This is a genomic window from Novosphingobium sp. YAF33 (assembly GCF_052113265.1).
Classification (GTDB): Bacteria; Pseudomonadota; Alphaproteobacteria; order Sphingomonadales; family Sphingomonadaceae; genus Novosphingobium.
The window spans coordinates 368377-395086 of the sequence record NZ_JBFRCW010000002.1; the positions used below are offsets into that span (position 1 = coordinate 368377).

Here is a 26710-nt window from a genome sequence, read left to right on the forward strand (position 1 = left end):
CCCGGCGAAATCCGGGTAACCGCCGCTCGCCCCGTCAGACAACCACCAGCACCGGGTGGTCGACGTAGATGTCCGCCACGCCCAGCGTGTAGTGATTATAAGCCTCCCCATTGATAAGGGTCTGGCCCTGGAAGACCGCACCGGACATCGTGACCCGATCGCTACCGTCGCCCGTCACCGTGAGTTGGTGATGGCTGTCCGTCGCGCGCAGCACTCCCGCCTCGGTGAGCGTGATCTGCCGGCCCGCGTCGCCCGTACCCAGATCGATCCGCTCGATGTTGCGGATGTTGGATACCGCGTCGAGGTTCAGCACGGCGCCCGTGCCACTGGCGATCAGGAGCGTGTCGGTCCCCGCGCCGCCATCAATCAGTGTGTCGGCCGCGTCGTAGACCAGCGTGTCGTCGCCCGCGCCGCCGTTCAGGCTATCGGCGCCTGCCCCGCCGCGCAGGAGATCGGTCCCGTCGTTTCCGTTCAAGGTGTCGTTGCCGCCGTAGCCGTAGAGCCGATCGTTTCCAGCCGATCCGTTCAGCGTATTGGCGCCGGACGTCCCTTCGAACAACGTGGACGAGCCACCGGCGTTGAGGAGGCTGACATCCAGCAGCGTCCCCGTGGAGGCACTGGCATTCAGCCCGGCCATGTCGGTGGCGGAGATCGTCGTCGCGCTCAGGACATCCAGCCCCAGAAGCGTGAGGTTCTGAGTGAAATGGACTGTATTCAGCAGTTCGTTCACCGCCATGTTGTCCATCGCCCCGCCGCTGAGTGACGTGATGGTCAGGGTGGAGGACGGCCCGAGAATGCCCAGAATGCCCGAGGAGTTCGATATCTGGATCTGTAAGCCAAGCTCTGCGGCCAGAGCCGAGGACGCGGTCAGCGTATAGGCCCCCAATGCAAGAGACAGGGTGGGAGCGTAGCGAACCTGCACGGTCTTGAGATTGTTGTTCGGATCCACGGCGGTCAGAGACTGCCCGCCGAGGTCGATCAGGTTCAGCGCTTCAAGCCCCACCAGTCCGAGCAATGATCCATTGGTGGCCTGCACCATCGGGGCCAGTTCCGGCACGGCGGTGACGTTCACCGTCTGCGCAGCGCTGCTGCCGACGTTGCCTGCCGCGTCGACGACGCGAACAGCCAAGGCATGCGATCCGGTGGAGACAGTGCCGAGACCGTAATACCAGCTCTGGCCGGAAGTGCCTGCTGTCACCCAATCGCCGCCATCCAGCCGCACCTGAACGGTCTCGCCCGCTGCAAGCGCGGTGCTGAGCGTGCCGCCTACCGTCGGGCTGTGATCGTAAGTGCTCCAGTCGCCCGTGGTGCCGGTATCGGTCACCAGCGAGGTAATGGCGATCGTTGCCGAAGGCGGCGTCCGGTCCAGCGTCATCGCATAGGCGTTGGAAGCCGCACTGGCGTTCCCGGCGGCATCGACCGTTACCGCGGTGAAGGTATGGACACCGTCCCCCAGTCCGCCCGCCGGCGTGTAGGTCCATGCGCCCGAACCATTGGTGACGGTCGAGCCGAGCGCCACGCCGTTATCATAGACGATCACCGTCGTGTTCGCAGGCCCGGTGCCGATCAGTTGCGGCGCCGAATCGTTCGAGGATCCCCCATTGGCGACCACGCCGGTATTGGGCGCCAGGTCGTCCACGATCGAGGAGATGACCGGCACCGCCGGAGGGGCCGTATCGACAGTGACGACGAAGCTGTTGGAGGTCGCACCGGGATTGCCCGCGGCATCGGTGGCGATGGCCGTGAACGTATAGATTCCCTGCGCCAGCGGAGCGACCGRCACAAAGCTCCAATTGCCCCCGGCGTCAGCCGTGGTCGTGCCCAGGACCGCTCCATTGGCCGAGATCGTCACTGTCGATCCCACTTCAGCCGTGCCGCGCAGCAGCGGCAGCGTATCGTCCGTCACGCCCCCGCTGGCGACCGGTCCCTGCACCGTGCCGACATCGTCGAACAGAGTGGCTATCGTCGGCGCAGCAGGGGCCACGATGTCGACCCAGACAAGGAAGGTCGCGGAGGCCGGGCCCTGGTTGCCGACGGCGTCGGTCGCCCTGGCCGTGAAGCTGTGCTCGCCCTGCGGCAGAGCCACGGAAGGCGTGAAGCTCCAGGCGCCGGAACCGTCAGCCACGGCCGTGCCCAGCAGGTTTGTGCCTTCGTAGATCGAGACCGTGGAATTGGCCTCCGCCGTGCCCACCAGCGTCGGCCGGGTGTCGTCCGTGGGCGCACCGTTGACCACGTTTCCAGTGACCGGGCCGGTATCGTCGGCAGCGTAGGAAATCGTCGGCGCGCCCGGCGGCGTGGTGTCCACGGTCACCGCATAGGCAGCCGAGGCGGGACTGATGTTGCCAGCCGCATCGCGCGCCGTGGCCGTGAAATTGTGCAAGCCGTCCGGCAGGCCGGTAGGCGGGGTGAAGCTCCATGCGCCGCTGCCGCTCGCCACCACGGTCCCCAGCAGGGCGCCATTGTTGTAGATCGAGACCGTGGAATTGGCCTCCGCCGTGCCGGTCAGGGCAGGCGTACCGTCATCGGTTGCCCCGCCATTGGCGATCGGACCCTGCCGCGTGCCGACATCGTCGCTTGCGGTGCTGATCGTGGGCGCCGCCGGCGGCGTCGTATCGACCGTCAGGGCGAAGGCGGCTGTCGCCCCGCTCGTGTTGCCGACGGCATCGGTGGCCGTCACCGTAAGCGAATGCGGGCCGGTTCCAAGCGGTGCGGCCGGGGTGAGGCTCCAGCGCCCGGCGCCATCGGCGGTGGTGGTGCCGATCAGGACGACACCGTCATAAACGGAGATCACGGCATTGTTTTCCGCGGTGCCGGTCAGCGTGGGCCGGGCATCGTCGGTCGTCGCGCCTGGGGCAAGGCTGCCCTGCACCGATCCTACATCGTCCGCCACCGACGTCACCACCGGAACGGCCGGTGCGGCCGTGTCGACGGTGAGCGTATAGATATTGGACAACCCGCTCTGGTTGCCCGCGGCGTCCGTGGCCGTGGCGGTCAACCCATGCGGCCCGGTGCCCAGCGCGCCAGGAGGCGTGAATATCCACTGCCCCCCGCCATCGCTGACGGTCGTGCCCAGCAGCGTTGCACCTTCGTAGATCGACACGATGGCATTCGCCGCAGCCGAGCCGCTCAGCGTCGGCCGGGCATCGTCGGTCGAGCCACCGGATGCCACCGAACCCTGGATCGATCCAATATCGTCCACCGCGTTGGCGATCACCGGCGGGGCCGGCGCATTGGTCACCACCGTCACCACATAAGGCGCCGAGCCGCCGCTCACATTGCCGAGGGCATCGGTGGCCGTCGCGGTGAAATTATGGCTGCCTTGGCCGAGCGGCGCCGAAGGCGTGAACGACCAGGTCCCGGAAGGGCCCGCCGCCGTCGTGCCGAGCAGCAGCCCACCGTCGTAGACCGAGACCGTGGCACCGGGCTCCGTCGTGCCGGACAGGGTCGGCGTGGTATCGTCCGTCGAGCCGCCGCTGGCGACAGGCCCCATCACCAGACCCGCATTGTCGGCTGCCGAGGCTATCGCAGGCGTTGGAGGAGGCGTGCGATCGATGGTCGTGGCGGTAGGCAGCGAACTGTTGCCCGCCGGATCCACCGCGGTTGCGCTTACGATAACGCCGCCGCCCAACTGCGTGACAGGCGTATAAGTCCAGTGGCCGCTGCCGTCCGCCAGCACCGAAACGTCCGAAACAGTGTCCCCATCCAGGTCGAGCCGGACCGTGGCGCCCGCCTCGGCGGTGCCGGTCAGCACCGAGCCATTGCTGGCGTCGATCGTGGGCGCGCCTGGCGGGATGGTATCGACACCGAAAGCCAAAGGTTCGCTGTTCAGGCTCTGCAGACCGTTTTCAGAGGCTGTGGCTGTGATGCTGTGCGCACCGTCCGCCAGCGGCACCACGGGGGTAAAGGTCCAGATACCCCCGCTGTCAGCAGTGGTCGTGCCGAGCTGGACGCCGTTGTCGAAGATCGTGACAAGGCTGTTCGCCTGCGCTGTGCCGTGGATTTCCGGGCGATTATCGTCGGTGGTGCCGCCCGCGCCGATCGGTCCCTGAGTGGTACCCACATCGTCCGCGACAAGGGGGGTAGCGGGGATCGGCGGCGGCGTGGTGTCGATCGCCGTGTTCACCACTTCGCTGGCGGGGCCCGAACGGTTGCCCGCAGGGTCCACGGCAACGGCGGTCACTGTCGTGCCGTCATTCAGGCCCGGCGCAAAAGTGACGCTCCACTGGCCGAAGCTGTCGACCGTGGTCGTCTCGTCCGCCGCGTTGTCGCCATCGACGTCGAGTTCGATAGTGGCGCCAGGATCGCCGGTGCCCGAAACGGTCGTTCCGTCCGTGGCGTTGAGCGCGGGCACGCCGGGCGCAGTGGTGTCGACCTCGATATCGTAAGCCGCAGAGGGCGGGCTGACATTGCCGGCAGCATCGGTTGCCGTGACCACGAAACTGTAGCTGCCTTGCGGGAGGCTTGGCGAGAAGGACCACGCTCCATTCGGCGCGGCCGATGTCGTCGCGAAAATGGTGCCATTGATATAAAGCGTAATGGTCGCCTCGGCCTCTGCCGTACCTTCGATCAAGGGTTGGGTATCGTTGGTGGAACCGCCATCCGCCACCGTGCCCGTCTGTGGGGCGGTGGAATCCTCTACCCGCTGGATCAGCGGGGCGGGCGGTGCATTGGTATCCAGAGTGAAGGCGAACGATGCGGAGGGCGCGCTGACGTTGCCGGCCGCGTCCGTCGCGGTCAGCGTGATGGCATGGTTCGCACCGGCGAGCACGGTCGAAGGTGTAAAGGTCCAGGCCCCCGAGGCGTCCGCGACAGCCGTGCCGATAGGCGTTCCGTTGTCGAGTATCGTGACGAGACTGCCAGAATCCGCGGTTCCGGTGAACTCGGGCGATGTGTCGTTGGTGAAGCCGTTGATCGGCACGCTGCCCCGGATCGGATCCTCGTTATCCGTAATCGCGGCCAGTGCGGGCGTGCCGGGTGGGAGGGCATCGATCGTGACCACGGTCTTCCCGGACAGGTTGCCTGCCGCATCGCCGGCCGTCACCGCCACCGTCGTCCCGTTGGCCAGGGTGTTCGGCAGGGTATAGCTCCACGCGCCTGCCCCATTCGCCTGGACTTGCGCTTCGACGGAGCCGTCGTTGCCGATGTCGATACTGACGATGGCGTTCGGTTCCGCCGTTCCGGTCAGGCTTGCCTGCCCGTTGCTGGGGGCCACGACGGGCGCCGGCGGCGGCGTGGCATCGATGGTGAAGCTGAACGAAGAGGAATCGGGCCCGACATTGCCAACCGCATCCGTGGAGCGCGCGATGATCGTCTGCGCCCCGTCCGCAAGATTCGGCGTGAAGGTCCAGGCGCCCGATCCGTCGGCAAGCGTCGTACCGATCTGCACTCCGTTGGCGAGGATCGTGACGGTCGCATTGGGCTCGGCCGTGCCGGCGATGGTAGGCGTGGCGTCATTGGTAAGGCCGCCCGCTGGCACGGTGCCCAGAACGCCCGGTGCATTGTCCGTGACCGAAACGATGCTCGGCGCCGCGGGGGCTGCCGTGTCGACCGTCACGACATAGCTGTTCGATATCGGGCTGGCATTCCCTGCGGCATTGAGGGCAACGGCCGTAAGCACATGCGTCGCATTGCCGAGCGGCACCGATGGGATCAGGCTCCAGATGCCCGATCCGTTGGCAAGCGCCGTCCCGACTTGCACCCCGTCCGCATAGACCAGGACCGTGGCGTTGGCCGGGGATGTGCCGGCGATGGCGGGCTGGGCATCATCGGTGCGTCCGCCCGTGGCGACATTGCCCTGGGCCGAACCGACGGCGTCGGTCACGCTGCCGATCACCGGCGCGGCCGGGATCGCGGTATCGACCGTGATCGTATAGGCACTCGACGCCGGGCTGAGATTTCCAGTCGCATCGGTCGCTCTGGCGCCGAAGACATGGCTTCCCGGCGTAAGCGGCGTCGTGAGCGCGAGGGTCCAGGTGCCGGTATTGCTTGTCAGCGCCTGGCCAAGGGCGACGCCGTTATCGAACACCGTAACGGTCGACCCGGCCTCGGCGGTGCCGGTGATGAGGGGCAAAGTATCGTCCGTCGTCCCGCCGTTGGCGACGGAACCCATTTGCGGGCCCTGATCGTCCACCGCGCTGGTAATGACCGGAGCTGCCGGAGGGGTCCTGTCCACCACAAGGCTGCGCGAGGCCGAAGTATTGCCCGCCGCATCCGTGGCTGTCGCGATGACCGTCGCACCGTCCGGCAGAGGAAGGAGCGGGCTGTAGGTCCAGACGCCGGAACCGTTCGCCGTCACCTGAACGTCCACCGTGCCGTTGCCGTCCAGGTCGAGATTGACCGTGGCATCCGCCTCCGCCGTGCCGGTCAGCGTTGCCCCCGTGCTGGGCGCGATCACCGGCGCGGTGGGCGGGGTCGTGTCCACGGTCAGGGTGAATGGCGATGATGCACCGCTGGCGTTTCCAGCAGCATCGGTCGCGATCGCCGTGAAGACATGCGCACCCTGCACGAGCGCCGGACTGGGGAAGATGCTCCAGGCGCCAGTGATGCTGGCCGCCACGGTGCCGATCGCAGTGCCATTGTCGAACACGGTGACGGTCGAGAAAGGCTCGGCCGTGCCAGAAAGCACCGGCACCGCGTCATCGGTGATGGCGCCGGTCAGCAGCAGGCCCTGGCGCGAGCCGACATTGTCCACCGCGGATTGGAACACCGGCGCGGAGGGCGGCGCGGTGTCGATCGTGATGAGGTAGGGCGCGGAAACGATGCTCGCCGTGCCCGCCGCATTGCTGCTGCGCGCGGTATAGGCATAAGTCCCCTGCGAGAGGGGCGCGCTGGGCGTGTAGCGCCAGATGCCCAGCTGATCGGCCGAGACGGTGGCAACGGCCACGCCGCCGCGCAGGATCGTGACCGCTGCATTGGGATCCGCCGTGCCGATCAGGCTGGGCTGGGTATCGTTAGTGGTGCTGCCGCTGGCCACGAAGCCCTGCTCCGTACCGATATTATCGGTGGCGCCGCTGATTTCGGGGGCATCGGGCGAGCCGCTGTCGATCGTTACGGCGTAAGCGGCGGACTGTGGGCTGAGATTGCCCGCCGCGTCGCGCGCGGTGACCACGAAAGTGTGGCTGCCCTGGTCCAGGGCGGAACCGGGCGTGAAGCTCCAGGCGCCGGAGCCATTGGCGCTGGTCGTGCCGAGCAGGACACCATTGTCGTAGATCGACACGAAGGATCCGCCCTCCGCTGTTCCGGTCAGGGCAGGAACGGCGTCATCGGTCGAACCGCCGTTCGCGACCGGGCCCTGACTGTCCCCGACATCGTCCGCGACGGACGTGATGACGGGCGCGGCCGGCGCCACGGTGTCTATGGTCAGCGCAAAAGATGCCGAAGCTGCGCTGCTGTTGCCGACGGCATCCGTCGCCGTGATCGTGAAGGCATGGCTTCCTTGCGCCAATGGGACGCTGGGCGTGAAGGTCCAGAGGCCGCCCACATCGGCCTGAGCGGTCCCGAGCAGCGTGCCGCCGTCGTATATCGAGACCGTGGAGCCGGGGTCGGCCGAACCGGAGATGGCCGGTTGCCGGTCGTCGGTGGACGCACCATCGGCCAGTGTGCCTTGCGACGAACCCACATCATCCGTGAAGGCTGTGAAGGCCGGGACGGCAGGTGGCTGCCGGTCTACGGTGATCGAAGCCCCGGCAGAAGTATTGCCGGCCGCATCGGTGGCCGTCGCATGGACCACGACGCCGTCCGCCAGCGGCGTGGCGGGCGTGTAGCTCCAGCGGCCGTCCGTATCGGCCTGCACGGTCTGGTCTGCCGTGCCGTCACTGTCGAAGTCCAGACCGATCATGGCGTTTGCTTCCGCGGTTCCGCGGAGGATGGCGCCATTGGAAGCCTCGATCACCGGGGCTGGTGGCGGCGTATTGTCGACCGTCAGGACGAAGGCCGTCGACGGCATGCTCTCGTTGCCGAGGCCGTCCGTCGTGGTGGCGGTCAGGCTGTGGGCGCCTTCCGCCAAAGTCGGCGTGAACGTCCAGGCACCGATGCTGTCCGCATGCGTCGTGCCGAGTAGCACACCACTGTCGTAGATGGACACGAGCACGCCCGGCTCCGCCGTGCCGGCGAGCAGAGGCGTCGTATCGTCGCTCGTGTCGCCACTGGACAGCGTGCCCTGATCGGGGCCGGCGCTGTCGGTGGCGCTGCCGATGGCAGGGACGGGCGGCGGGGTGCTGTCGATGGTGGTATCGACCGTTTCGGTCGCCGGGGGCGACGAATTCCCCGCTGCATCGCGCGCGGCCACGGTAATGGTGGTGCCCTCCGCAAGGCCCGGCGTGAACGTCACGCTCCAGCGTCCGTCTCCGGCCGCGATCGTCGTGGCATCGGCGGCCCCGTCGCCGTTGGTATCGACCGTGACGACAGCCCCGGCCTCTGCCGTGCCGGAAACCGTCACCCCGTCAGTAGGGTTGAGAGTGGGCGCGGCCGGGGCCGTGAGATCCAGCGTCACCGCATAGTCCGAGGACGGGCCGCCAAGGTTGCCTGCTCCGTCGAGCGACGTGACCGAGAACCGATGCGCGCCCTCCCCCAGACTGGCCGTGACGAAGCTCCAGTTGCCCGAGCCATCGGCAATCGCCGTGCCCAGCAAGACCCCGCCATCGCGGATCGAGACGGTGGAGCCTGCCGGAGCGGATCCGGCCAGGGTCAGGGTGGGATCGTTGCTGGTCCCGCCGCTGGCGATCAGGCCGGTATTGCCGGCAAGATTGTCGATCGCGGCATCGATGGTCGGCGCCACGGGCACGCTCGCGTCCACGACGAGGATGACGGCGGGCGAAGCATTGCCCGCCGGATCGCTGGCGACGATCCTGACGGGCGTGCCGTCGGGGATGAGAGTGTCCGGCACATAGGCCCAGTTCCCGTCGACATCGGCCTGCACCACGGCATCCACCGTGCCATCACCGCCGATATCGATGCTGACTGCGGTTCCCGGATCGGCCGTGCCCAGCAGCCCGGCGCCATTGCTTGGCGCAGCGGTGGGAATCGCCGGCGGGATCGTATCCACCGTGAATGCGAAGGGCGACGATGGTGCGCTTTCGTTGCCGCTGGCATCGGTCGCCGTGAAGGCGAAGCTGTGCGCGCCCTCCCCCAGCGCGAGCAAGGGCGTGAAGGTCCAGTCCCCGCTGCCATTGGCCACGGCCGTGCCGATCGCTGCGCCATTGTCGTAGACAGTGATCGTCGCGCCCGGCTCGACGCCGGAGCCGGAGAAGGTCGGCGTGGGATCGTCCGTCACGCCGCCGCGGGCAAAGGCGCCTTGAATCGCGCCGACATCGTCGCTTGGGGCGTCACTCCCGGGCGCGGCGGGGGGCGTGCTGTCGACGCTCCGGTCCACTGTAGCGGCCGCGGCGGGTGAGGCATTGCCGGCGGCATCCACCGCCACGACGGTCACTACGGTGCCATCCGCCAGCGCCGGATCCAGCGTGATGCTCCAGGCGCCTTGCGCATCGGCCGCCGTGTTGACGTCCGGCTGGCCATCGCCGTCGAGATCGATTTCCACGGTCGCGCCCGGTTCCGCCGTTCCCGAAAGGGTCACGCCGTCCGTGGCACCGACCAGGGGCGTGGCCGGCGCGAGGGTGTCCACGGTAAAGCCGAAGGCTGCCGATGCGCCGCTGACATTGCCTGCCGCGTCGCTTGCCGTGACGGTGATGGCATGAGCGCCATCGGAAAGGGGCGCTACGGACGTGAAGCTCCAGTTTCCGGCGGCATCCGCCTTCGTGGTGCCCAGCAGAACACCCTGGTCGTAGACCGACACCGTCGCGCCCGCCTCCGCAGTGCCGTGGATCGTCGGCTGGGCGTCATCGGTCACCCCGCCCGCGGCTACGGTGCCCGAGACGGTTCCGACATCGTCGTCGAGTGCGCCAATGGCCGGCACCGGCGGCGCAGAGAGATCGATGGTCAGCGTTGCGGCAGGGCTGGCGTTGCCCACCGCGTCCGTCGCGACAACCGTGACGGTAGTGCCATCGGCAAGCGGTGAGGCCGGCGTGTAGCGCCAATGACCCTGGGCATCGGCGGTCACCGTGGCATCGGCCTTGCCATCGCCATTGAGGTCTATCGAAAGGGTCGATCCGGCTTCGGCGCTGCCGGTCAGCACCGTGCCGTCGCTGGGATCGATGGAGGGTCTGGCCGGGGCGGCGGCGTCGACCACGATCCGGGTCGCAGTCGAGGCATTCCCGGCCGCGTCTACCGCCGTTACGCTGACCGCCGCGCCATTTGCGAGCGGCGTTCCCGGCACATAGCTCCACTTGCCGTCCGTCCCGGCGGTTACGGTGGCATCGGTCGTGCCGTCCCCATTGAGATCGATGCGGACGGTCGCACCCGGCTCGGCCGTGCCGGAGAGGGCCTTGCCATTGCTGGGCGCCACGGTCGGCGCGGCCGGCGCCGTGGTGTCCACAGGCGAGGCACTGCGGTGATGATGTCCGCCCGTCGCGGCCGCGACGGCGCCACCGACACCCAGCACGCCCAGGCCGATCAGCGCGGCATTGCCGAGACCCAGCCCGCCGCCCCCTGCCGCAGCAGCAGCCCCTGCGCCGGCAGCCGCATCGAGCGGGGTCGTCTGGAAAGTAAGCGCTTCCGTCGATGTGTCGCCCGGCACGAAGCAGGCGCTTTCACTCAGGCCGACCAGCCACTGGCCGGTGCCGGCAGGGTCCACGAAAGTCAGCTGGTCCAGCGCTTCGGCCGGGCATCCGAAATAGCCCTCAAGCCGGATCGTCGAACCGTCTGCAAAATGGATGACCAGATCGTCGCCTTCACGCAACATCGAAGACACGGAAGACGGCGCCGCACCGACACGCACCTGAGACCCCGCATCCACCTGAACTTGCGTTATCCCGTCATGCGCGACGGTTGTCTTCACGGCCTTGGTCGCGCGATTGGTGATGTCGACACGCTTGTCCATCAGAGGTCTCCCAACGGTATGGATGGCATCCTTCTTCAGGGCGCTTCACGTCACGGTGGAAAGTCTGCCTCGCGACTGGAGATTGCCCCTCGGATTTCGAAAGCTCGGCAAGTTGGCAGTCCGCGCAGCGGCCTCTCGGCCGTCTTTGAAAGACGTACGGAGGCCGCCGGTCGAACCGGGTAATCAGATGTGGAGTAGGGTCGTGCGGAGTAAGGAAGGCGATACGAACTCGATCGCCTTCTCGTTAATTTCCCGTCGCTTGCACGAACAGCCGTTTCCATTCCGGAACGGATCAAAGCTCGGGCGACTTGCCGCCGGTCAAGGAACTGGGGGGTGAACGAATCTCGAAGAACCGGGCCTATGCCGGGCTTTCAGGCGTTGCAGAATTTGCGCCGATCAAGATGCTTTCGCCGCAACGGTGGGTCCCGGCCATCCCCAACGGGATGCTTTGCGAATGGGCGCTGCGCAGGAGGCAAAAAGAAAGCCGGCCACAAGGGCCGGCTTGGAAAGTCTTTGGGAGAGGATGCCTGAAAGGCCCGCTCTCTTTGGCCTCGGGACGGCGCGGCCACAATTGCAAATCATGCAACCATGGTTGCGTTGCGGAACGAACCTCAGGACAAGGCCGAGGTTCCGAGCCCGGTCGGCGGGGATGGACGTCCGCTTGGACGGTTCAGGACCAGCAATCCGCACAGGCCCGAAAGAACCGAGGGCAGGACGTAGGCCATGCGAATCGCGAGGCTGGCAGCCGCTCCGGCTGGGCCTCCGGCATAGAAACCCGAAGCGCCGATCAACCAGAGGCCGAGCCCCGCGCCAAGGCCGAGCGCCAACTTCAGTGTGACGCTGGACAGGGCATAGTAGCTTCCCGACATGCGCGCGCCGCTACCCGCGCCCTTCTCGGCGACATCGGCCACCATGGCGCGCAGCAACATGTAGTCGATGCCCCAGGCCAGGCCGCGCAGTACCAGGAACAGTCCGAAGAGGGTCGCGCTTCCGGCCGGCACCAGCAGCGCCAACGGCATCGTCAAGGCCTGCCAGGCGAAGCCGATCGTCAGCACGCGGCGCCGTCCGAGCCGGTCGGCCATCGTCGCCCAGAACGGCAGGGTGAACAGCGCCATGACCGGCTGGATCAGCATGAGCATGGCGCCCTGCCCCTTCAGCCCCAGCACGGGTTCGGCCAGGAACAGGAACGTACTGGCGGTGGAGGCATCGGCAATGCCGCAAAGCAGGTAGAGGAGCAGGATCCGCCGCAAGGCCGGGTCGCGCGTCATTCCGGCAAGCAGGTGCTGCAGCGACGCGCGGGACATGACGGCGCCGGCTGCCCCCGGCACGACCGCCGGCTCCCGGAAAACCGCCAGGACGGTCAGCACCGTGATCGGCGCGGCGGCGGCGATGACAAGCCCCAGGGTGGCCGCCAGCGAACGGATGCCGAAGTCGAATTGCCGCTCCAGCAGGCCGATGAGTGCCAGCATGCCGATCGATCCCAGCACGCCGAACCAGACTTTCGCCCCCATGATGCGGGTGCGCTCGGCCTCGTCGTCGGACAGTTCGAGGCCCCAGCCGCCATGCGGGGTGACGATGAATGAATAGCCCATGTGGAGCAGCAAGCTCGCGCCGACCACGCGGACGATCCCGGCGCCCGATGGTGCGAAAAACAGCAGGATCGCGCCGATGGGAACGAGCAGTGCGCCGGCCGCCATCCATGGCGCCCGCCGCCCGAATCGCGTCTTCACATGGTCGCTGAGCCAGCCCAGTACGACGTCGGCAAAGGCGTCCATGATGCGGACCCCCAACATCAGGGCGCCCGCGGCGGCCAGAGTTACGCCCACCGATTGCGTCAGGAAAGCCGGCAGATAGGCACGCCAGGCCAGTTCAACGGCCTGGAACAGCAGCACGGGCAGCGAAAACACGGCCAGCCCCGCCAGACCCAGGCCTCGGCCCGGATCGGCGATTCCGGACTTGCGCCACACGCGCGAGGAAATGCCAGGGTTCACGCGCGAGCGACTAAAGCGGCTCGATGACATTCGCGTGACCGCGACCGCGCAAAGCCTGTCCGGCGAAGTGCCGGATCAGAGAAAAATCCCATTTAGTGGAATTGCATTTCATTTTCCGTGCCGCGAAGCTAGTCTTCGTTCGGCGTGAAAGCACGCTCGACCGGGACGGGAGAAGGTTTTGCCGCAGATTGATCGCAGGATACGCTTCCCCCTGTTCCTTGCGGGTCTGGCACTGGCGCTGATCTCGGCTGTCGGGGTGGTCTCGAACACGTCCGCCAAATCCCGCTTGGCCGCGCCGCAATCCCCGGCCCAGGCACCGCTGCGCCTGCCGGACATGCCGCTGCACGATCCCTGGATCGTCGCGGACTCGAAAAGCAGGACGTACTACCTCTTCACCAGCAACGACGCCGCGATGACAGGCGACGGGCGGCTCGGCATCATGGTCTACACCAGCCGCGACCTGAAGCACTGGACCCGGCCGCGCATCGTCTTCTCCGTTCCGAAAGAGATCTGGGCCGATGGCGGCGCCTGGGCACCCGAAGTTCACCGCTGGAAAGGGCGGTGGTACCTGTTCACCACGCTTCACAACGAAGCGCTCCCCCTGCCCGGGGCCGCCAAGCCGAAGGCGCCGCGCCCGACTTATCGCCGCGGAACGGTGCTGGCCGTGGCCGACCGTCCAGAGGGTCCCTATCGCCTTGTCCGCAAGGGAGAACCCATCGTTCCGGCTTCCGAGATGACCCTCGACGGAACGCTGCATATCGATGCGAAGGGCCGGCCCTGGCTGGTCTATGCGCACGAATGGCTGCAGATGGGCGACGGCACGATGGAAGCCATGCCGCTCTCCGACGATCTGGCCCCGGCTGGCCCGGCTCAGAGGCTCTTCCATGCCAGCGAGGGGCCCTGGGTGCGGGGACAGAAGCAGCCTGCGGGCGATACCGTGTTCGTCACCGATGGTCCGCAGCTTTACCGCACGCGGACAGGGCGGCTGCTCATGCTCTGGTCCAGCTACGGTGAAAAGGGCTATGTGGAAGGGCTTGCCCGTTCGCGGACCGGCCTGATCGAAGGGCCATGGGAACAGCTCGGGACGCTGGTCGAGCGAGACAGCGGCCACGGCATGCTGTTCCGGGCCTTCGACGGGCGATCGATGATGATCGTCCACCGCCCGTTCCACAATGCGCGGGGCAAGCTCTACGAAATGCGCGATGACGGCGAACGGCTGACAGTGGTTCGCGAGGCCACCGAACTCGACGGCGAGACGTGCCCTACCCATACGTCGGCAAGCGACAGCCCCGCCGGCACGGCACCGTGCTGAACAGATCGGTGCCGAGGGGGCTTTAGCCCTCCAGCTTCTCCAGCAAGTCCACCAACAGTGGCCGCAGGCGGCGGATTTCCTCGCGATGGGTCGCGCTGAGGGTCTCCAGCTTGCCATGCGCCAGCGGTGTCAGTTCCAGCAGGGCCTGCCGCTTGTCGCTGGGCGAAGGTCGCCGCACGACGAGATCGAGCGTGACCAGGCGGTCTACCAGCCCCGTCGCACTGTGGGGCTTCAGGATCAGGCGCTCCGCCACATGTCCCACCGTCGCCGTACCGGGCGCCGCGGCGCGGATGACCAGCAAGGCCTGGTGCTGCTGCGGTGTCAGGCCGCATTCCGCCGCGCGCGTTTCGCTGAAGGCCTGGAACTCGCGAAGAGAGAAGCGGAAGGCCGCCAGCGCCGCATAGTCGGCATCGGTCAGTTTGGCGGGCTCGGAAGCGGCAGGATCGCGAGGTGAAGGCATCCTTCAAGTCCGCGCCATGGGGGCCTCCTGTCAATCTTGATAAATATCGTAATACGATATATGTGCGCCACACCATGTCTTCATCGATTCTCCAGACGCCCCATCGTCCACTCGCCGATCACAGCGCAGACCGCCGCATGCTCATGCTGGCCATGGCCGCCCTGGTCGTGGGAAGCGGCGGCGCGCTGGGGGCCTGGGTGCTGCTCAAGTCGATCGCCATAGCCACCAATTTGTTCTGGTTCGGCCGCTTCTCTGCGGCGCCGGCCGCGATCACGGACAATGCGCTGGGCCTCTGGCTGGTGGCGATCCCGGTGGTCGGCAGCCTGATCGTGGGGCTCATGGCGCGGTTCGGCTCGGACAAGATCCGCGGCCACGGCATTCCCGAAGCGATCGAAGCGATCCTGTTCGGCGAAAGCCGCCTCTCGCTGAAAGTCGCCCTGCTCAAGCCGCTGTCCTCCGCCATCTCGATCGGCAGCGGCGGACCGTTCGGTGCGGAAGGCCCGATCATCATGACCGGCGGCGCGATCGGGTCGCTTTTCGCGCAATCGTTCAACCTCAGCGCGGCCGAGCGCAAGACGCTGCTGGTGGCCGGCGCGGCCGCCGGCATGACCGCGATCTTCGGCACGCCCATGGCCGCGATCCTGCTCGCGATCGAGGTCCTGCTGTTCGAATGGAAGCCGCGCAGCTTCGTGCCGGTGGTCCTGGCCGTACTGGTGTCCTTCCTCTGGCGGCCGCTGCTGATCGACGCCGGACCGCTGTTCCCGGTGCACCACGCCGTAAATCTGAACTCCCTGCTCCTGGCCATTGCTCTCGTCATGGGCGCCATGACGGGAGCGCTGGCCGCGCTGCTGTCCTCGCTACTCTACAAGGTCGAGGATGTGTTCGAACATCTGCCGCTGCACTGGATGTGGTGGCCGGCGCTGGGCGGCCTCGTCGTAGGACTGGGCGGCCTGATCGATGCCCATGTCCTGGGCGCGGGTTACGAGAGCATTCGCGGCCTGCTGGACGGATCGCTGGCCATCCGCGTGGCCGTGGCGCTGCTGCTGGTGAAGGCGACCGTCTGGCTGGTGGCGCTCGGCTCGGGAACCTCGGGCGGCGTGCTGGCCCCCCTGCTCCTGCTGGGCGGCGCCTCCGGCTTCCTGATCGGCCACTATCTGCCCGGCGGCAGCGCGCTCTGGGCCCTGGCAGGCATGGCGGGCATCCTCAGCGGCGCAATGCGCGCGCCGTTGATGGCGGCGCTCTTCGCCGCCGAACTGACCGGCGATTTCGCGATGTTGCCGCTGACCCTGGCCGCCTCGGCCGGCGCCTATGCCGTCAGCGTGCTGGTGATGCGCCGCTCGATCCTGACCGAGAAGATCGCCCGGCGCGGCCGCCACATCCTTCAGGAATATACCGTGGACCCGCTCGACTTCCTCCAGGCCGAACAGGTCATGACCCCCGCGCCCGAGACCCTGCCCGAGGCGATGACCGTGGCCGAGGCCATGGCCTTCTTCGACGGCGAAGCGCGGCATCGCAGCTATCCCGTGGTCGACGGGCAGGGGAGGCTTTCCGGCCTGCTCTCGCGCTCGGACATCCTGCGCTGGCGGCTGGACGGGGCCCCCTCCTCCGCCTCGCTGGGAGAAGCCCTGTCCGACGCCTCGCAGCCCAGCGGAGCGCCGATGGACCCGCTGGCACGGATCGCCGATCTCATGGTGGAATCGGGTTCGGGCCGGGTGCCGATCGTCGATCCGGCCACCCGCAAGGTCGTGGGCATTCTCACCCGGCACGACATGCTCAAGGTCCGCCATCACCATCGCACCCTCGAACGCGACCGCAGCCAGCGCCGGGCAGGCTAGGCAAGGGGCGAGGCGGGGCGAGGTCCTCCCTCGCGTCCCCCGCGCGCTTGCCAATATCGCGTGCTGCGCCATAAGGCCCGCATGAACCAGGCCACCGTCACGCGCGAGACTTTGCTGGAGCCCTGCAGCGAAGGCCCTCGGACCCTTACCGAATGCACGCTCGACGACGGCGATTTCTCCGGCATCGACCTGACCGACATCACATTCGAGCGCTGCTCGATGAAGCGCGTGCGTTTCGACAGCGCCACCCTGACCGGCGCGCGTTTCCGGAACTGCCGGGGCGCGGAGGCATCCTTCGTGCAGGCCGATCTCGCCGATGCGGTGATCACCGGATGCGATTTCAGCAACGGCCTGTTTCGCCGCGCCCGCATGACTTCCACGCGGCTGGAAGGCACCAAGCTGACCGGGGCCGACCTGACCGATGCCGGCCTGCTGGGCGCGACATTCGCCGAAGTCCTGCTGTCTTTCGCCAAGCTGCCCGGCATGTCGTTCCGCAAGGCCCGCCTCCAGCGCATCGACTTTTCCGAAGCGGACTTGCGCAAATGCGACTTCCGCCTGGCCGTGCTGGAGGACTGTTCGCTGCGCAACGCCAGTCTCGACGGCTGCCGGTTCGAGCAGGCGGACTTGCGCGGCGCGGACCTGGGCGGCATCGAACTGCGGGATGCACGCCTGTTTCGCGGCGCGGTGATCTCCCGCGTGCAGGCGGCGGAACTGCTGTCGCAGCTAGGGCTGGAAGTGCGCTGATCCGGGCGACGGGGCGCAAACGGATATGCGTCTTTCGTCGTAGCGCCCGCCTTCTTCGTTTACCTGCGGGACACTTGCGCTAAAGGCATAGTCCAATGTCCAGACATGACGCCAGCAGGCCTAAGCCTCCCACCCTTCACGACGTAGCGGAACGCGCGGGGGTTTCGGCCATGACCGCCTCGCGCGCGCTGAACGGGAAGCCGCGCGTCAGCGCCGAAACGCGTGAGGCCGTTGCGCGGGCCGTGGCCGAACTTGGCTATGTACCGAACACGTCGGCCCGAATGCTCGCGGGCCGCACTGTGCGGCGGATCGCGCTGCTGCACGGCGGCGCCACGACTTCGGCCTATCTGGGCGAACTGCTGCTCGGCGCGCTCAACGAGGCACCGGCCCGCAACGTCCATCTCACCGTCGAACAGTGCCCCGAGCGCGCCTCGATGGAGGAACTGGTGGCCCAGATCGTCGAGGCGCATGTTGCCGGGGTGATCCTGCCCCCGCCGCTCTGCGACCGGCACGAGCTGCTCGCCGGGCTTGCCGCCGCCCGCATCGCGGTGGTCGCCGTGGCGCCGGACCAGGAGGCCGAAGCCATCGCCTCGGTCTCCACCGACGACCGGGGCGCCGCCTACGAGATGACCCGCCACCTCATCGAGCTGGGCCACCGCCGGATCGCCTTCGTGGAGGGCACCAATCGTCACCGCAGCAGCACCCGGCGCCGCCACGGCTACATGGATGCCCTGCGCGACCATGAGATCCCGGTGGACGAGGAACTGATCGTCGCCGGAGACTTTTCCTACCGCTCCGGCCTGATCGCGGCCGAACAGCTGCTGGCGCGCGCCGAGCCGCCCACCGCGATCTTCGCCTGCAACGATGACATGGCCGCCGCCGCCGTCACCATCGCGCACCAGCACAAGATCAGCGTGCCGGGCGAACTGTCGATCTGCGGCTTCGACGATACGCCCCTGGCCGACGCGATCTGGCCGCGGCTGACCACGATCCGCCAGCCAATCAAGGAAATGAGCCAGAAGGCGATGGAAATGCTCTGCGCCCGGCTCTGGCCCGAGGGGCAGGACGAACTGGACGCGCTGCCACAGCATCTCCACCTTCCTTTCGAACTGCGCCGCCGCCAGTCGGACGCCGTGCCCCGGATCGACCGTTGATGGCGCCGGACGGCATCCTGATCCGCCCCTTCGTTCCCGCCGACCGGCAAGGGGTGGTCGCCGTTATCCTGCCGATCCAGCGCGAGGAATTCGGCATTGCCATCACGGCCGAGGACCAGCCCGACCTCGACGCGATCCCCGCCTTCTACCAGAGCGGCAAGGGCGCGTTTCTGGTCGCCGAGGACCGGGGCCGCATCGTCGGCACGATCGGGATGAAGGACATCGGCAGCGATGAGGGCGCGCTTCGCAAGATGTTCGTGGCCGCCGCCCATCGCGGCGCCGCTTCCGGCACCGGCCTGGCCGCGCGGCTGCTGGAAGCGCTGCTGGAGCTTGCTGGCGCGCGCGGCATCCGGCGCGTCTATCTGGGCACGACGGACAAGTTCGTGGCCGCTCACCGCTTCTACGAAAAGCACGGGTTTTCGCTCTGCCCGCCCGAAACCTTGCCAACCGCCTTCCCGCGCATGGCCGTGGACACCCGGTTCTACCAGCGCGACCTGAAGGGCTGACACTCGCCCGCCGACGGTTCCGGCGCCCCGGTTTCAGGCCCTATGCCCCTCAGGTAATGCCCTCATGATCGAGGTGCAGGTAGTTCGGGTTGAACAGCGCCACCGACATCAGCCGATCGAGATCGAAGACTTTCAGCCGCTTGTTCCGCAGCTCTATCAGCTGGTCCCGGCGCATCTCCTGGATCGTGCGATTGACGTGGACCTGGGTAAGGCCCGTGGCTTCGGCGATCTCTGACTGGGTCAGCGGGAATTCGCATTCGTCGTCATCGGTGCGGCCCGTGGTGCGCAGGCGCACGAACATCTCGCAGAACAGATGCGCTATGCGCTCGTAGGCCGTGCGCTGCCCGATATTGGTGGTCCACTCGCGCTGGATCGCCACGGTGACCAGCTCGTTCCACCACAGTGCCTGGGCGATGCGGGGCGATCGCTCCATGATTTCCTGAAACTCGTTCTGCGAGATTTCCGCCAGCTTCACCCGCGTCACCGTCGAAAGCGAATGGTCCATCTGCTTGAGGATGAAGACATTGGCATCGCACAAGTCGCCGGCGATGAAGAATGAAAGTATCTGCCGGCGCCCGTCCGCAAGCTGCTTGTAGCGCTGCGCCCAGCCTTCGAGAATGACATTGACGAAACGCGGCCGCTCGCCTTCGCGGATGATATCCTGGCGGGGTTCGAGGATGCGGACACGCCGTTGCAGCGCTTGGGTCAGGATTTCGCGGTCAGCACTGGCGAGCCTGACAAAAGCGGAAAGGTGCAACGTCAATGAATTTCCGGTCCCCGAGAGAAGGTTATGCCCTTCCTTGCGCGGTCCCCAACGGCGCCACATTCACATGCGTTAATCCCGAGCGACGCGCCCGCCACTCTGCAAAATCTTATCGGCTCCCCGCCGGTCGCGATCCCCTGATCGCGCCAGGAGGACTTTGCAGGTCAATAACCTAGATCAAAGCATGGAGGGATTTTCAGGAGTAGCGTCCATCGGTCGCCAATGCATGCCGTGCATTCGAAGCTATCGGCGAAATCACCGGCGCGCTTCGAAGTGACCGATTGGAGAGCCCATGTCCGCCGAACTTGCCGACATCCATGTCCTTGTCGTGGAAGATGAATATCTCATCGCCATCGAACTGGCCTCCGCCCTGGAGGACGAAGGCGTCGCGGTGATCGGACCGGCCTCATCCCTGGCCGAGGGCGAGCAGCTGCGGCGGGCCGCCGGCCGCATCGACGGAGCGATCCTGGATATCAACTTGCGCGGCGAATCCGTGTTTCCCCTTGCCGACACGCTGCAGCACGATGCCGTGCCTTTCCTGTTTTCGACCGGATGCGACGCGCGCGAGATCCCGGACCGCTTCATCGACATTCCCCGCTGCGAGAAACCGACCGGGAGCGCCGAGATCCTGCGCGAATTCACCCGGAACCTCCGCCGCCGCCGCCAGACCGTCACTCCGTGATCGGGGCCAGGTTGACGGCAGACTGCTTGCCGTTGCGCGCCACCTGAACCTCGAACCGCAGCCGCTGACCCTTGGTCAGTTCCGGCAATTGCGCGGCCTGGACGGCGGTAAGGTGGACGAAGCAATCCTGCCCGCCCGCATCGGGGGAAATGAAGCCATACCCCTTGGCCGCGCTGAAAAAGACCACAGTCCCACTCGGCATGATCGCCCCCCAACTCCCCCCACCGGGGGTAGCGACTGCGCGCCGGCCGTCTATAATCCATGATATAAACGATGCCCGCACTGCCGGCGCCGGGAAGCATCAGATCGCCTTCACCTCCAGGCGAACGGTGATGACGAATTCCAACGAACGGTCCTCGTTATGGACGGAGACCAGCAACTGGCCATGGTCCAGCAGCGCCGGATCGTCCTTCAGCAGTTCCCCGGCGAAACGCACGGCCTCCCGGCGCGCCACGTCCTCGTCGAGAAGCTCCGTCCCGGCCAGGTCCAGTTCGCGGACACCGTTCGTCACTCTGAAAAAGTAGCGCATTGCCGTCGACCTTCCGCCTCATGGAAAGAACGACGCGAAGACGCGTTTCGTGCCCGGCCGATCAGCTCCGCCGGTAGATGTGGAGATAGTTGGGATCGAACTCGGCGATTTCCCTGAGTCTTTGCGCATCATGGATGGTCAGCGTGCGGTCGGTCAGGGAGATCAGCCCTTCGCCGCGCATGCGCTGGATCACCCGGTTGACGTGAACCTTGGTCAGCCCGATCGTATCGCCCAGCTGCTCCTGGGTCAGCGGCAGGAAGAACTCGTTGCCGGAAGCCAGGTCCACCTGCTGCATCCTCAACCACATCTCGCAGAACAAATGGGCGATGCGGCTATAGGCATCGCGCTGCCCCATGTTCACCAGCCATTCGCGCAGCACCGCCTCGTCCACCAGGGTCGACCAGAACAGCGCCTGCGCGATGGCCGGGTGCTCGTCCAGGATCTGCTGCATCTCGGCCCGCGAAATGGAGGCCACCCGCGCATCGCTGAGCAGGCCGATGGCATGGTCCATTTCCTTGAGGATGAAGATGTGGATGTCGCAGAGGTCGCCGGGGATGAGGTAGGCGATGATCTGGCGGCTGCCGTCAGGCAGGATCTTGTAGCGATAGGCCCAGCCTTCCACGAGCAGGAACACGTCGTCCGGCCGGTCGCCCTCGCGGATGAGATCGGTGCCCGTGCGATGCTCCCGCGTCCGGGCCACGAGGCGATTGAGCAGGTCCACGTCGCCGTCGTGAAGTTTCACGAAGCTTTCCAGCTTCCGCAGGAGGGGATTGCTCAAGATCGTTCCTCGCCCAGCCGGATGGAATCGCCCGGCGCCGGCGGCCAGCCTATTCCCATTTCCACCCCCTGTCTGCCTAATGCGTGGCCTCCTGCCGGGGGTACCGCGGCTTCCGGCATCACGGGCGCTGGACAGACGCCAGGCCGAGCCAACCCGCCATGCGCTCCAGTTCCTCCGCCAGCGCCTCCCCTGCATGGCCGGGGGCGTCGGGCTCGAAATGGGTGGACTGCACGATCAGCCGGCCGGCCTGCCGGTCGGCCTTGAGATCGACACGCGCGACCAGGCTATCGYCCAGCAGGAACGGCAGGACATAATAGCCATGCCGACGCTTCTCGGCCGGAACGTAAATCTCGATCCGGTAGTGGAACCCGAAAAGCCGCTCCGTGCGGTCGCGCGCCCATATCAGCGGATCGAAGGGCGCCAGCAGGGCGCGGGCCTCGATCCGGCGCGGACGGCGGGCGTCGCGGTGCAGCCAGGCATGGCGCCACCCCGGAATGTCGACGGGGACCAGAATGCCGTCCTCTGCCAAGGCGCGGATGGCGGGCGCCGCCTGTTCCGGCGACAGGCGGAAGTAGTCTCGCAATTCGGCGCCGGTCGCAATGCCGTGCGCCGCCGCCGCCTTCTCGATGAGCGCGCGGTGCGCATCGGCATCGGCGGGCGTGGGAAGCGAAAGCACCTCGCCGGGTATGACACGCTCGGTCAGGTCGTAGACCCGCTCGAAATTGCCGCGGCGCGTGGCGGTGGTGATATGGCCCGCCCAGAACAGCCATTCGAGCGCGCGCTTGGTGTCGCTCCACTCCCACCAGCCCGACTGCCCCCGGTGCGCTTCGAAGTCCGAAGTGGCGAGCGGTCCGTCCAGGCGGATGCGGTCGAGCAGGGCCATGGCCTCTGGCCGGCGTTCCCGAGCATAGTCGCGCATCCGGGTCCAGCCCGCCTCGCCGCGATCGGCCTGTGCCATGCGCCAGCGCAGGAGCGGATGGGTTTCGAAGGGCAGCAGCGAGGCCTCATGCGCCCAGTATTCGAACAGCTTTCGGCCGCGCACACGTCCCGTGCCGGCCTTCGCTCCCGCGCCGATACCCCAGGCCAGGCGATCGAGGTCCGCCCGGTCATAAGCGCCGATCCGCGAGAAAGCCGGAAGATAGTGCGCGCGGGAAAGCACGTTCACGCTGTCGATCTGGAACAAGTGGAGGCCGTCCAGCACGCGCCGCAACCGGGCCGGGCCGGGCTGCGCCGGATGCCTTGCTGCAAAACCCTGTGCGGCGAGCGCGATGCGCCGCGCCTGGGGCAAACCGATGCGCTCCAAATCCGTCACCCACCCACGCTAGGCGGTAAGGCGCCGCCCCGTAAAGGGCATGCCGTGAAAATCGCGATTAGAGCAGGATCCGACCCTGCTGCGTCAGTCCGACCCCGCTAGGGTTTTGGATTGCCGCCTCATCAGGCGATTCCACCCGATAGGGAAACGCTCTGGAACCGGGAAAAGACGGGGGCCGAAAAAAGGACCGCCCGGGGGGCCGTGACGGTCCTTTCCTCGAGGGCGGCGGGCTGCATTGGGGCGCAACCGAGCCGCAGCGCGCCCCTAGACGAAGAGTGCAAATGTGCACAATCCTCTCATTCGACGACTCGTGAGTGAGGCGCGCCGAACTGCCGCGGGTCCGGCAAAAAGGCGGCTTGTTGCACGCCGTTCTCAACTGAAGAACCGGCGGTTTTCCCTGCAATCCTTTGCTTTCGCCATTCGCGGCGAAGCGTGGTCCGGCTTCGAATCTATCTCTGGCCGGAGACGCGCGCGCGGGAGGCTTCGGACGGATGGAAGCAATAGGCCGTGCGCGCCTGCGGCCAGCCCTGCACGAAGGGACCGACCCGGCTGCTGTCGAGCGCCCGGCCGAAGAGGAATCCTTGTGCGATGTCGCAGCCCAGTTCGCAGAGACGGTCCAACTGGGCCTCGTTCTCCACGCCTTCCGCCACCGTGCGAATGTCCATGCGCTGCGCGATATCGATGATGCCATGAACGATGGCGAAATCCGCGCTGTTGGTGCTGTCGAGACGCGAAACGAAGGAGCGGTCGATCTTGAGCACGTCCACCGGAAACTGCTGGAGATGCGTGAGCGAGGCATAGCCGGTGCCGAAATCGTCGAGGGCGATCGTCACGCCCTCCTGCGCCAGCGTCCGCAGCGCCCGCTCCACGGTATCGGCGATCCGGCCCAGGAAGACGCTTTCGGTCACTTCCAGTTCCAGCAGCGTGGGCGGAAGGCCGTGGGCGTGGAAGCGGGACAGGATGCGTTCGGCAAAGTCGTCGCGCCGGAAATCCACCGGCGATCCGTTGATGGCGATGCGGCCGGTTTCGTAGCCTCGCTCATGCCAGTCCGCCATGTCGCGCAGCACCCGGTCCAGCATGCGGTCGGTGAGCTGCGTGGACAGGGCGCTGTCCTCGAAAGCGGCCAGGATGGTCCCCGGAGGCTGCAAGCCGCGCTCACGGTGATGCCAGCGCAGCAGCGCCTCGAAGCCGACGATGGCGCCGGTGCCCAGGCAGACCTTGGGCTGGTAGAAGGGTATGATGCGCTCATCGCCCAGCGCATCGCGCGCCTCGCGCAGCATGGAATTGCGCGTCTCCACGGCATGGCGCAGCTCGGGATGGAAGCTCTCCACATCGCCTCCGCTCCGGGCCTTGGCGGTGTAGAGCGCCAGGTCCGCGCTCTTGAGGATCGCCTCGGCATTGGCGCCGTCGTTCGGCCATATGGCCGCGCCTGCGCTGACGCCCACTTCCACGACGCTCTCGTCCACCGTCATGGGCCGCGCGACCGCTTCCAGCAGGTCCTTGATCAGGACCGGCGTGCCCTCGTCAAGGTCGGGCAGGATGATTGCAAACTCGTCCCCGCCGAGGCGAGCCGCGAAGGCGCCTTCCGTCAATCCGTCCGACAGCCGTTGGGCCACGGCCCGCAGGACGGCATCGCCCGCACCGTGGCCGAGGCTGTCGTTGATCGCCTTGAAATTGTCGACGTCGAAAACGACCACGCCGACCCGCGTTTCATGTTCGCGCGCCCGGTCCAGCGTCTTTTCCAGCTGCACCGCGAAATAGGCACGATTGGGCAGATCGGTCAGGACGTCGTGATAGGCTGCCCGCCGCAGTTCCCCTTCGGCGCGGCGGGACTGGGTCACGTCCTGCAAGGCCCCGATGGAACGCCGCGGCCGCCCGTCTTCGCCGCGCAGCACGTAACCGCGCGAGAGCAAGTGCACATAGGAGCCGTCACCCGAGCGGAAGCGGAATTCGTGGCTCCAGCTATCGCATTCGCCGCCGTAGACTTGCGCCGTCATGGCATCCACGCTCGCCACGTCTTCGGGGTGAATATGGCGGCGCCACCAACCTACCGTGGTCCCTTCCGCCGCCTCGACATGGCCGTATATGCTGTCAGAACTGTCGGCCCAGTCGATATGATCGGTGCCGTGGCACCAGTCCCAGATGAGGTCGTTGGTTGCCCGCGAGGCCAGCCGGTAGCGTTCCTCGCTGTCCCTCAGCGCGGTTTCCGCGGCGACCTGGTCGTCGATATCCTCCAGGTTGCCGTACCACTTCACGACCCGGCCGGCGGCATCGTGACGAGGATAGGAGCGCGCGCGAACCCAGCAATAGTGACCGTCGGCCCGCCGCAGGCGATAGCGCAGATCCGCCATGGGATGATCCTCGGATTCGAGCACCGCGCGCCACTGGTCGAGGACGCGCTCCAGGTCATCCGGGTGAACGGCGCGGATCCAGCCAGAGCCCATGCCGTCCTCGATCGACATCCCGGTCAGCACCGTCCAGCGCATGCCGATGTCGCAGATCGAGCCGTCGGGATCGCTGGTCCATGGTATTTGCGGATTGAGATCCACCGAATAGCGATAGTGTTCCTGGCTCTGTTCCAGTGCATGCAACAGGTCGCTCATCTCGGATCGCGAGCGCAGCACTTCGGAAAAGGTGGAGCGGTTCGTGGCCAGGGTGCGCAGGATCACCGCAGCGGCCAACAGGAAAGTCAGGCCGGTGCCGACCAGGTACCAGTCCCCGGAAAGCAGCAAGCGCAGCGTAACCGGCGCCGCCCCGAACAGCATGACCATTCTGGCCGCCGAGGGCAGCGCCTGCAGGCAGTAACAACACCCGATCGCGCCGACGAAGACGTAGAGCGCGATGGAACTGCCCCGCAATGGATCGGCCTGGGCAAAGAGCAACAGGCCCCAGGCGCCGAACAGCATGCTCAGCACCACGGCGGCCAGCTTCGTTCCGCGAAGCCGGCGGCGGATGGTTTCAATCGAGGGATCGCTGCGTCGCCGCGTGACCCAGACCAAGGCGCGCAGGGATGTTACGAGGATAAGCGCGGCCGGCACGCCGATGCTGAGCATGGGTGCGACGTCGCGACTGGCGACCGCCGCCAGAAAAGCGGCATTGATCGTCATGAGCAAGTACATGAGCGGGATCTGCTGACGCAGGCTCAGGTATTGCTCCCGAAGCAGGGCTTCCGACTGCCCTTCCGGCTCCCTAAGACTCTCTAAGATTTTCACCCTCGAATATATAGCATGGCGTTCCGGGAATGCGTTCTCACAGATTAATTAATATTGTTCGCCTGTAGATGCGTCCATTTCCGCACAGATTTTGCGTACGCAAAGTGCCATCCCGGACTTTAGGGCGATATATTAAGGCATTACCACTGCGCAGCGCTCGTGAATGGCACAATATTTGCCCCGGAACGCAGCCATTGGCGCGTTCGGACGTCCACGCCACCGGCTGAGAGGAAGCGGCGCGGCCGGTGCGGCTTACGGAGGTGATGCTGCAGCGCTCGGAGCCAGGGGCAGGCCGTGCATGTTGGCTCCCCCGGTCTTGCCGCCCCGGCGAGCCGGACTGGTCCGAACCTTCAGTCGCTGCGTTCGGCAGGCAAGAAGCCGCTGCCGCGCCTTCTATGAGGCGCGCGGAGCTTCCGTTTCGCGCGTCTACGCGTCTTCGCAGGAGCTCCCGGTCAGCGCCAGCGAGCGCCGCCGCGCGAGCGGCGCTCCCGGGAACGTC

The 26710-nt window shown here is 66.8% G+C and carries 15 protein-coding genes; 6 read left to right on the forward strand and 9 right to left on the reverse strand.

Annotation, left to right across the window (positions count from 1 at the left end):
• Positions 1-34: 34 nt before the first annotated feature.
• Both AB4Z00_RS05860 and AB4Z00_RS05865 read right to left on the reverse strand, forming a co-directional pair.
• Entirely contained in the window at positions 35-10933 is a 10899-nt protein-coding gene (locus AB4Z00_RS05860) for an Ig-like domain-containing protein (RefSeq protein ID WP_442045286.1), read from the reverse strand.
• A gap of 611 nt (positions 10934-11544) precedes the next feature.
• On the reverse strand, positions 11545-12924 hold the full coding sequence (locus tag AB4Z00_RS05865; protein WP_442045287.1) for an MFS transporter: 1380 nt from the start codon (positions 12922-12924) through the stop codon (positions 11545-11547).
• A gap of 178 nt (positions 12925-13102) precedes the next feature.
• On the opposite strand from AB4Z00_RS05865, the gene AB4Z00_RS05870 reads away from it, so the two are divergent.
• Entirely contained in the window at positions 13103-14236 is a 1134-nt protein-coding gene (locus AB4Z00_RS05870; protein WP_442045288.1) for a glycoside hydrolase family 43 protein, read from the forward strand.
• Positions 14237-14258: 22 nt separating this feature from the next.
• On the opposite strand, the gene AB4Z00_RS05875 is transcribed toward AB4Z00_RS05870, so the two are convergent.
• Positions 14259-14696 carry a MarR family winged helix-turn-helix transcriptional regulator gene (locus AB4Z00_RS05875; RefSeq protein WP_132267452.1) on the reverse strand — a complete coding sequence of 146 codons (438 nt, stop codon included), beginning with the start codon at positions 14694-14696 and terminating at the stop codon, positions 14259-14261.
• Positions 14697-14770: 74 nt separating this feature from the next.
• Here AB4Z00_RS05875 and AB4Z00_RS05880 point away from each other — a divergent pair, with 74 nt between their 5' ends.
• The 4 genes from AB4Z00_RS05880 to AB4Z00_RS05895 all read left to right on the forward strand — a co-directional run bounded on the left by AB4Z00_RS05880 (position 14771) and on the right by AB4Z00_RS05895 (position 18935).
• The gene (locus tag AB4Z00_RS05880; RefSeq protein ID WP_442045289.1) at positions 14771-16531 is read left to right on the forward strand and encodes a chloride channel protein; all 1761 of its coding nucleotides are present in this window, start codon (positions 14771-14773) and stop codon (positions 16529-16531) included.
• An 81-nt stretch (positions 16532-16612) separates the two neighbouring features.
• Positions 16613-17275: a pentapeptide repeat-containing protein gene (locus AB4Z00_RS05885; protein ID WP_132267454.1), complete on the forward strand. Its 663-nt coding sequence runs from the start codon at positions 16613-16615 to the stop codon at positions 17273-17275.
• 95 nt (positions 17276-17370) lie between these two features.
• Positions 17371-18429, forward strand: coding sequence for a LacI family DNA-binding transcriptional regulator (locus AB4Z00_RS05890; protein WP_134093454.1), 1059 nt, complete (start codon positions 17371-17373; stop codon positions 18427-18429).
• A complete protein-coding gene (locus tag AB4Z00_RS05895) occupies positions 18429-18935 on the forward strand; it encodes a GNAT family N-acetyltransferase (RefSeq protein ID WP_442045472.1) in 507 nt (168 codons plus the stop codon). The genes AB4Z00_RS05890 and AB4Z00_RS05895 overlap by 1 nt, the downstream gene beginning before the upstream one ends.
• A 49-nt stretch (positions 18936-18984) precedes the next feature.
• On the opposite strand, the gene AB4Z00_RS05900 is transcribed toward AB4Z00_RS05895, so the two are convergent.
• The gene (locus AB4Z00_RS05900; protein ID WP_207913027.1) at positions 18985-19698 is read right to left on the reverse strand and encodes a Crp/Fnr family transcriptional regulator; all 714 of its coding nucleotides are present in this window, start codon (positions 19696-19698) and stop codon (positions 18985-18987) included.
• Positions 19699-19990: 292 nt separating this feature from the next.
• Here AB4Z00_RS05900 and AB4Z00_RS05905 point away from each other — a divergent pair, with 292 nt between their 5' ends.
• Complete coding sequence (locus AB4Z00_RS05905) at positions 19991-20380, forward strand: response regulator (protein WP_442045290.1); 390 nt, start codon at positions 19991-19993, stop codon at positions 20378-20380.
• On the opposite strand, the gene AB4Z00_RS05910 is transcribed toward AB4Z00_RS05905, so the two are convergent.
• From AB4Z00_RS05910 to AB4Z00_RS05930, 5 genes are all read right to left on the reverse strand, one after another.
• Positions 20370-20582 carry a cold-shock protein gene (locus AB4Z00_RS05910; protein ID WP_208324798.1) on the reverse strand — a complete coding sequence of 71 codons (213 nt, stop codon included), beginning with the start codon at positions 20580-20582 and terminating at the stop codon, positions 20370-20372. The genes AB4Z00_RS05905 and AB4Z00_RS05910 overlap by 11 nt on opposite strands.
• Positions 20583-20681: 99 nt before the next feature.
• Positions 20682-20909 (reverse strand): DUF6894 family protein, encoded by a 228-nt coding sequence (locus AB4Z00_RS05915; protein ID WP_442045291.1) that lies wholly within the window; start codon positions 20907-20909, stop codon positions 20682-20684.
• 61 nt (positions 20910-20970) lie between these two features.
• Positions 20971-21687, reverse strand: coding sequence for a Crp/Fnr family transcriptional regulator (locus tag AB4Z00_RS05920; protein ID WP_207913029.1), 717 nt, complete (start codon positions 21685-21687; stop codon positions 20971-20973).
• A 118-nt stretch (positions 21688-21805) separates the two neighbouring features.
• The gene (locus AB4Z00_RS05925; protein WP_442045292.1) at positions 21806-22999 is read right to left on the reverse strand and encodes a winged helix-turn-helix domain-containing protein; all 1194 of its coding nucleotides are present in this window, start codon (positions 22997-22999) and stop codon (positions 21806-21808) included.
• A gap of 449 nt (positions 23000-23448) precedes the next feature.
• On the reverse strand, positions 23449-26118 hold the full coding sequence (locus AB4Z00_RS05930) for a putative bifunctional diguanylate cyclase/phosphodiesterase (RefSeq protein WP_442045293.1): 2670 nt from the start codon (positions 26116-26118) through the stop codon (positions 23449-23451).
• Between the last annotated feature and the right edge of the window lie 592 nt (positions 26119-26710).

Excerpts from the sequence above, each read along its gene's own strand:
- AB4Z00_RS05880 (WP_442045289.1), top strand. The coding sequence starts at position 14,771 with ATGTCTTCATCGATTCTCCAGACGCCCCATCGTCCACTCGCCGATCAC.
- AB4Z00_RS05885 (WP_132267454.1), top strand. The coding sequence starts at position 16,613 with ATGAACCAGGCCACCGTCACGCGCGAGACTTTGCTGGAGCCCTGCAGC.
- AB4Z00_RS05930 (WP_442045293.1), bottom strand. The coding sequence starts at position 26,118 with ATGTACTTGCTCATGACGATCAATGCCGCTTTTCTGGCGGCGGTCGCC.
- AB4Z00_RS05915 (WP_442045291.1), bottom strand. The coding sequence starts at position 20,909 with ATGCGCTACTTTTTCAGAGTGACGAACGGTGTCCGCGAACTGGACCTG.
- AB4Z00_RS05875 (WP_132267452.1), bottom strand. The coding sequence starts at position 14,696 with ATGCCTTCACCTCGCGATCCTGCCGCTTCCGAGCCCGCCAAACTGACC.
- AB4Z00_RS05905 (WP_442045290.1), top strand. The coding sequence starts at position 19,991 with ATGTCCGCCGAACTTGCCGACATCCATGTCCTTGTCGTGGAAGATGAA.
- AB4Z00_RS05910 (WP_208324798.1), bottom strand. The coding sequence starts at position 20,582 with ATGCCGAGTGGGACTGTGGTCTTTTTCAGCGCGGCCAAGGGGTATGGC.
- AB4Z00_RS05895 (WP_442045472.1), top strand. The coding sequence starts at position 18,429 with ATGGCGCCGGACGGCATCCTGATCCGCCCCTTCGTTCCCGCCGACCGG.
- AB4Z00_RS05890 (WP_134093454.1), top strand. The coding sequence starts at position 17,371 with ATGTCCAGACATGACGCCAGCAGGCCTAAGCCTCCCACCCTTCACGAC.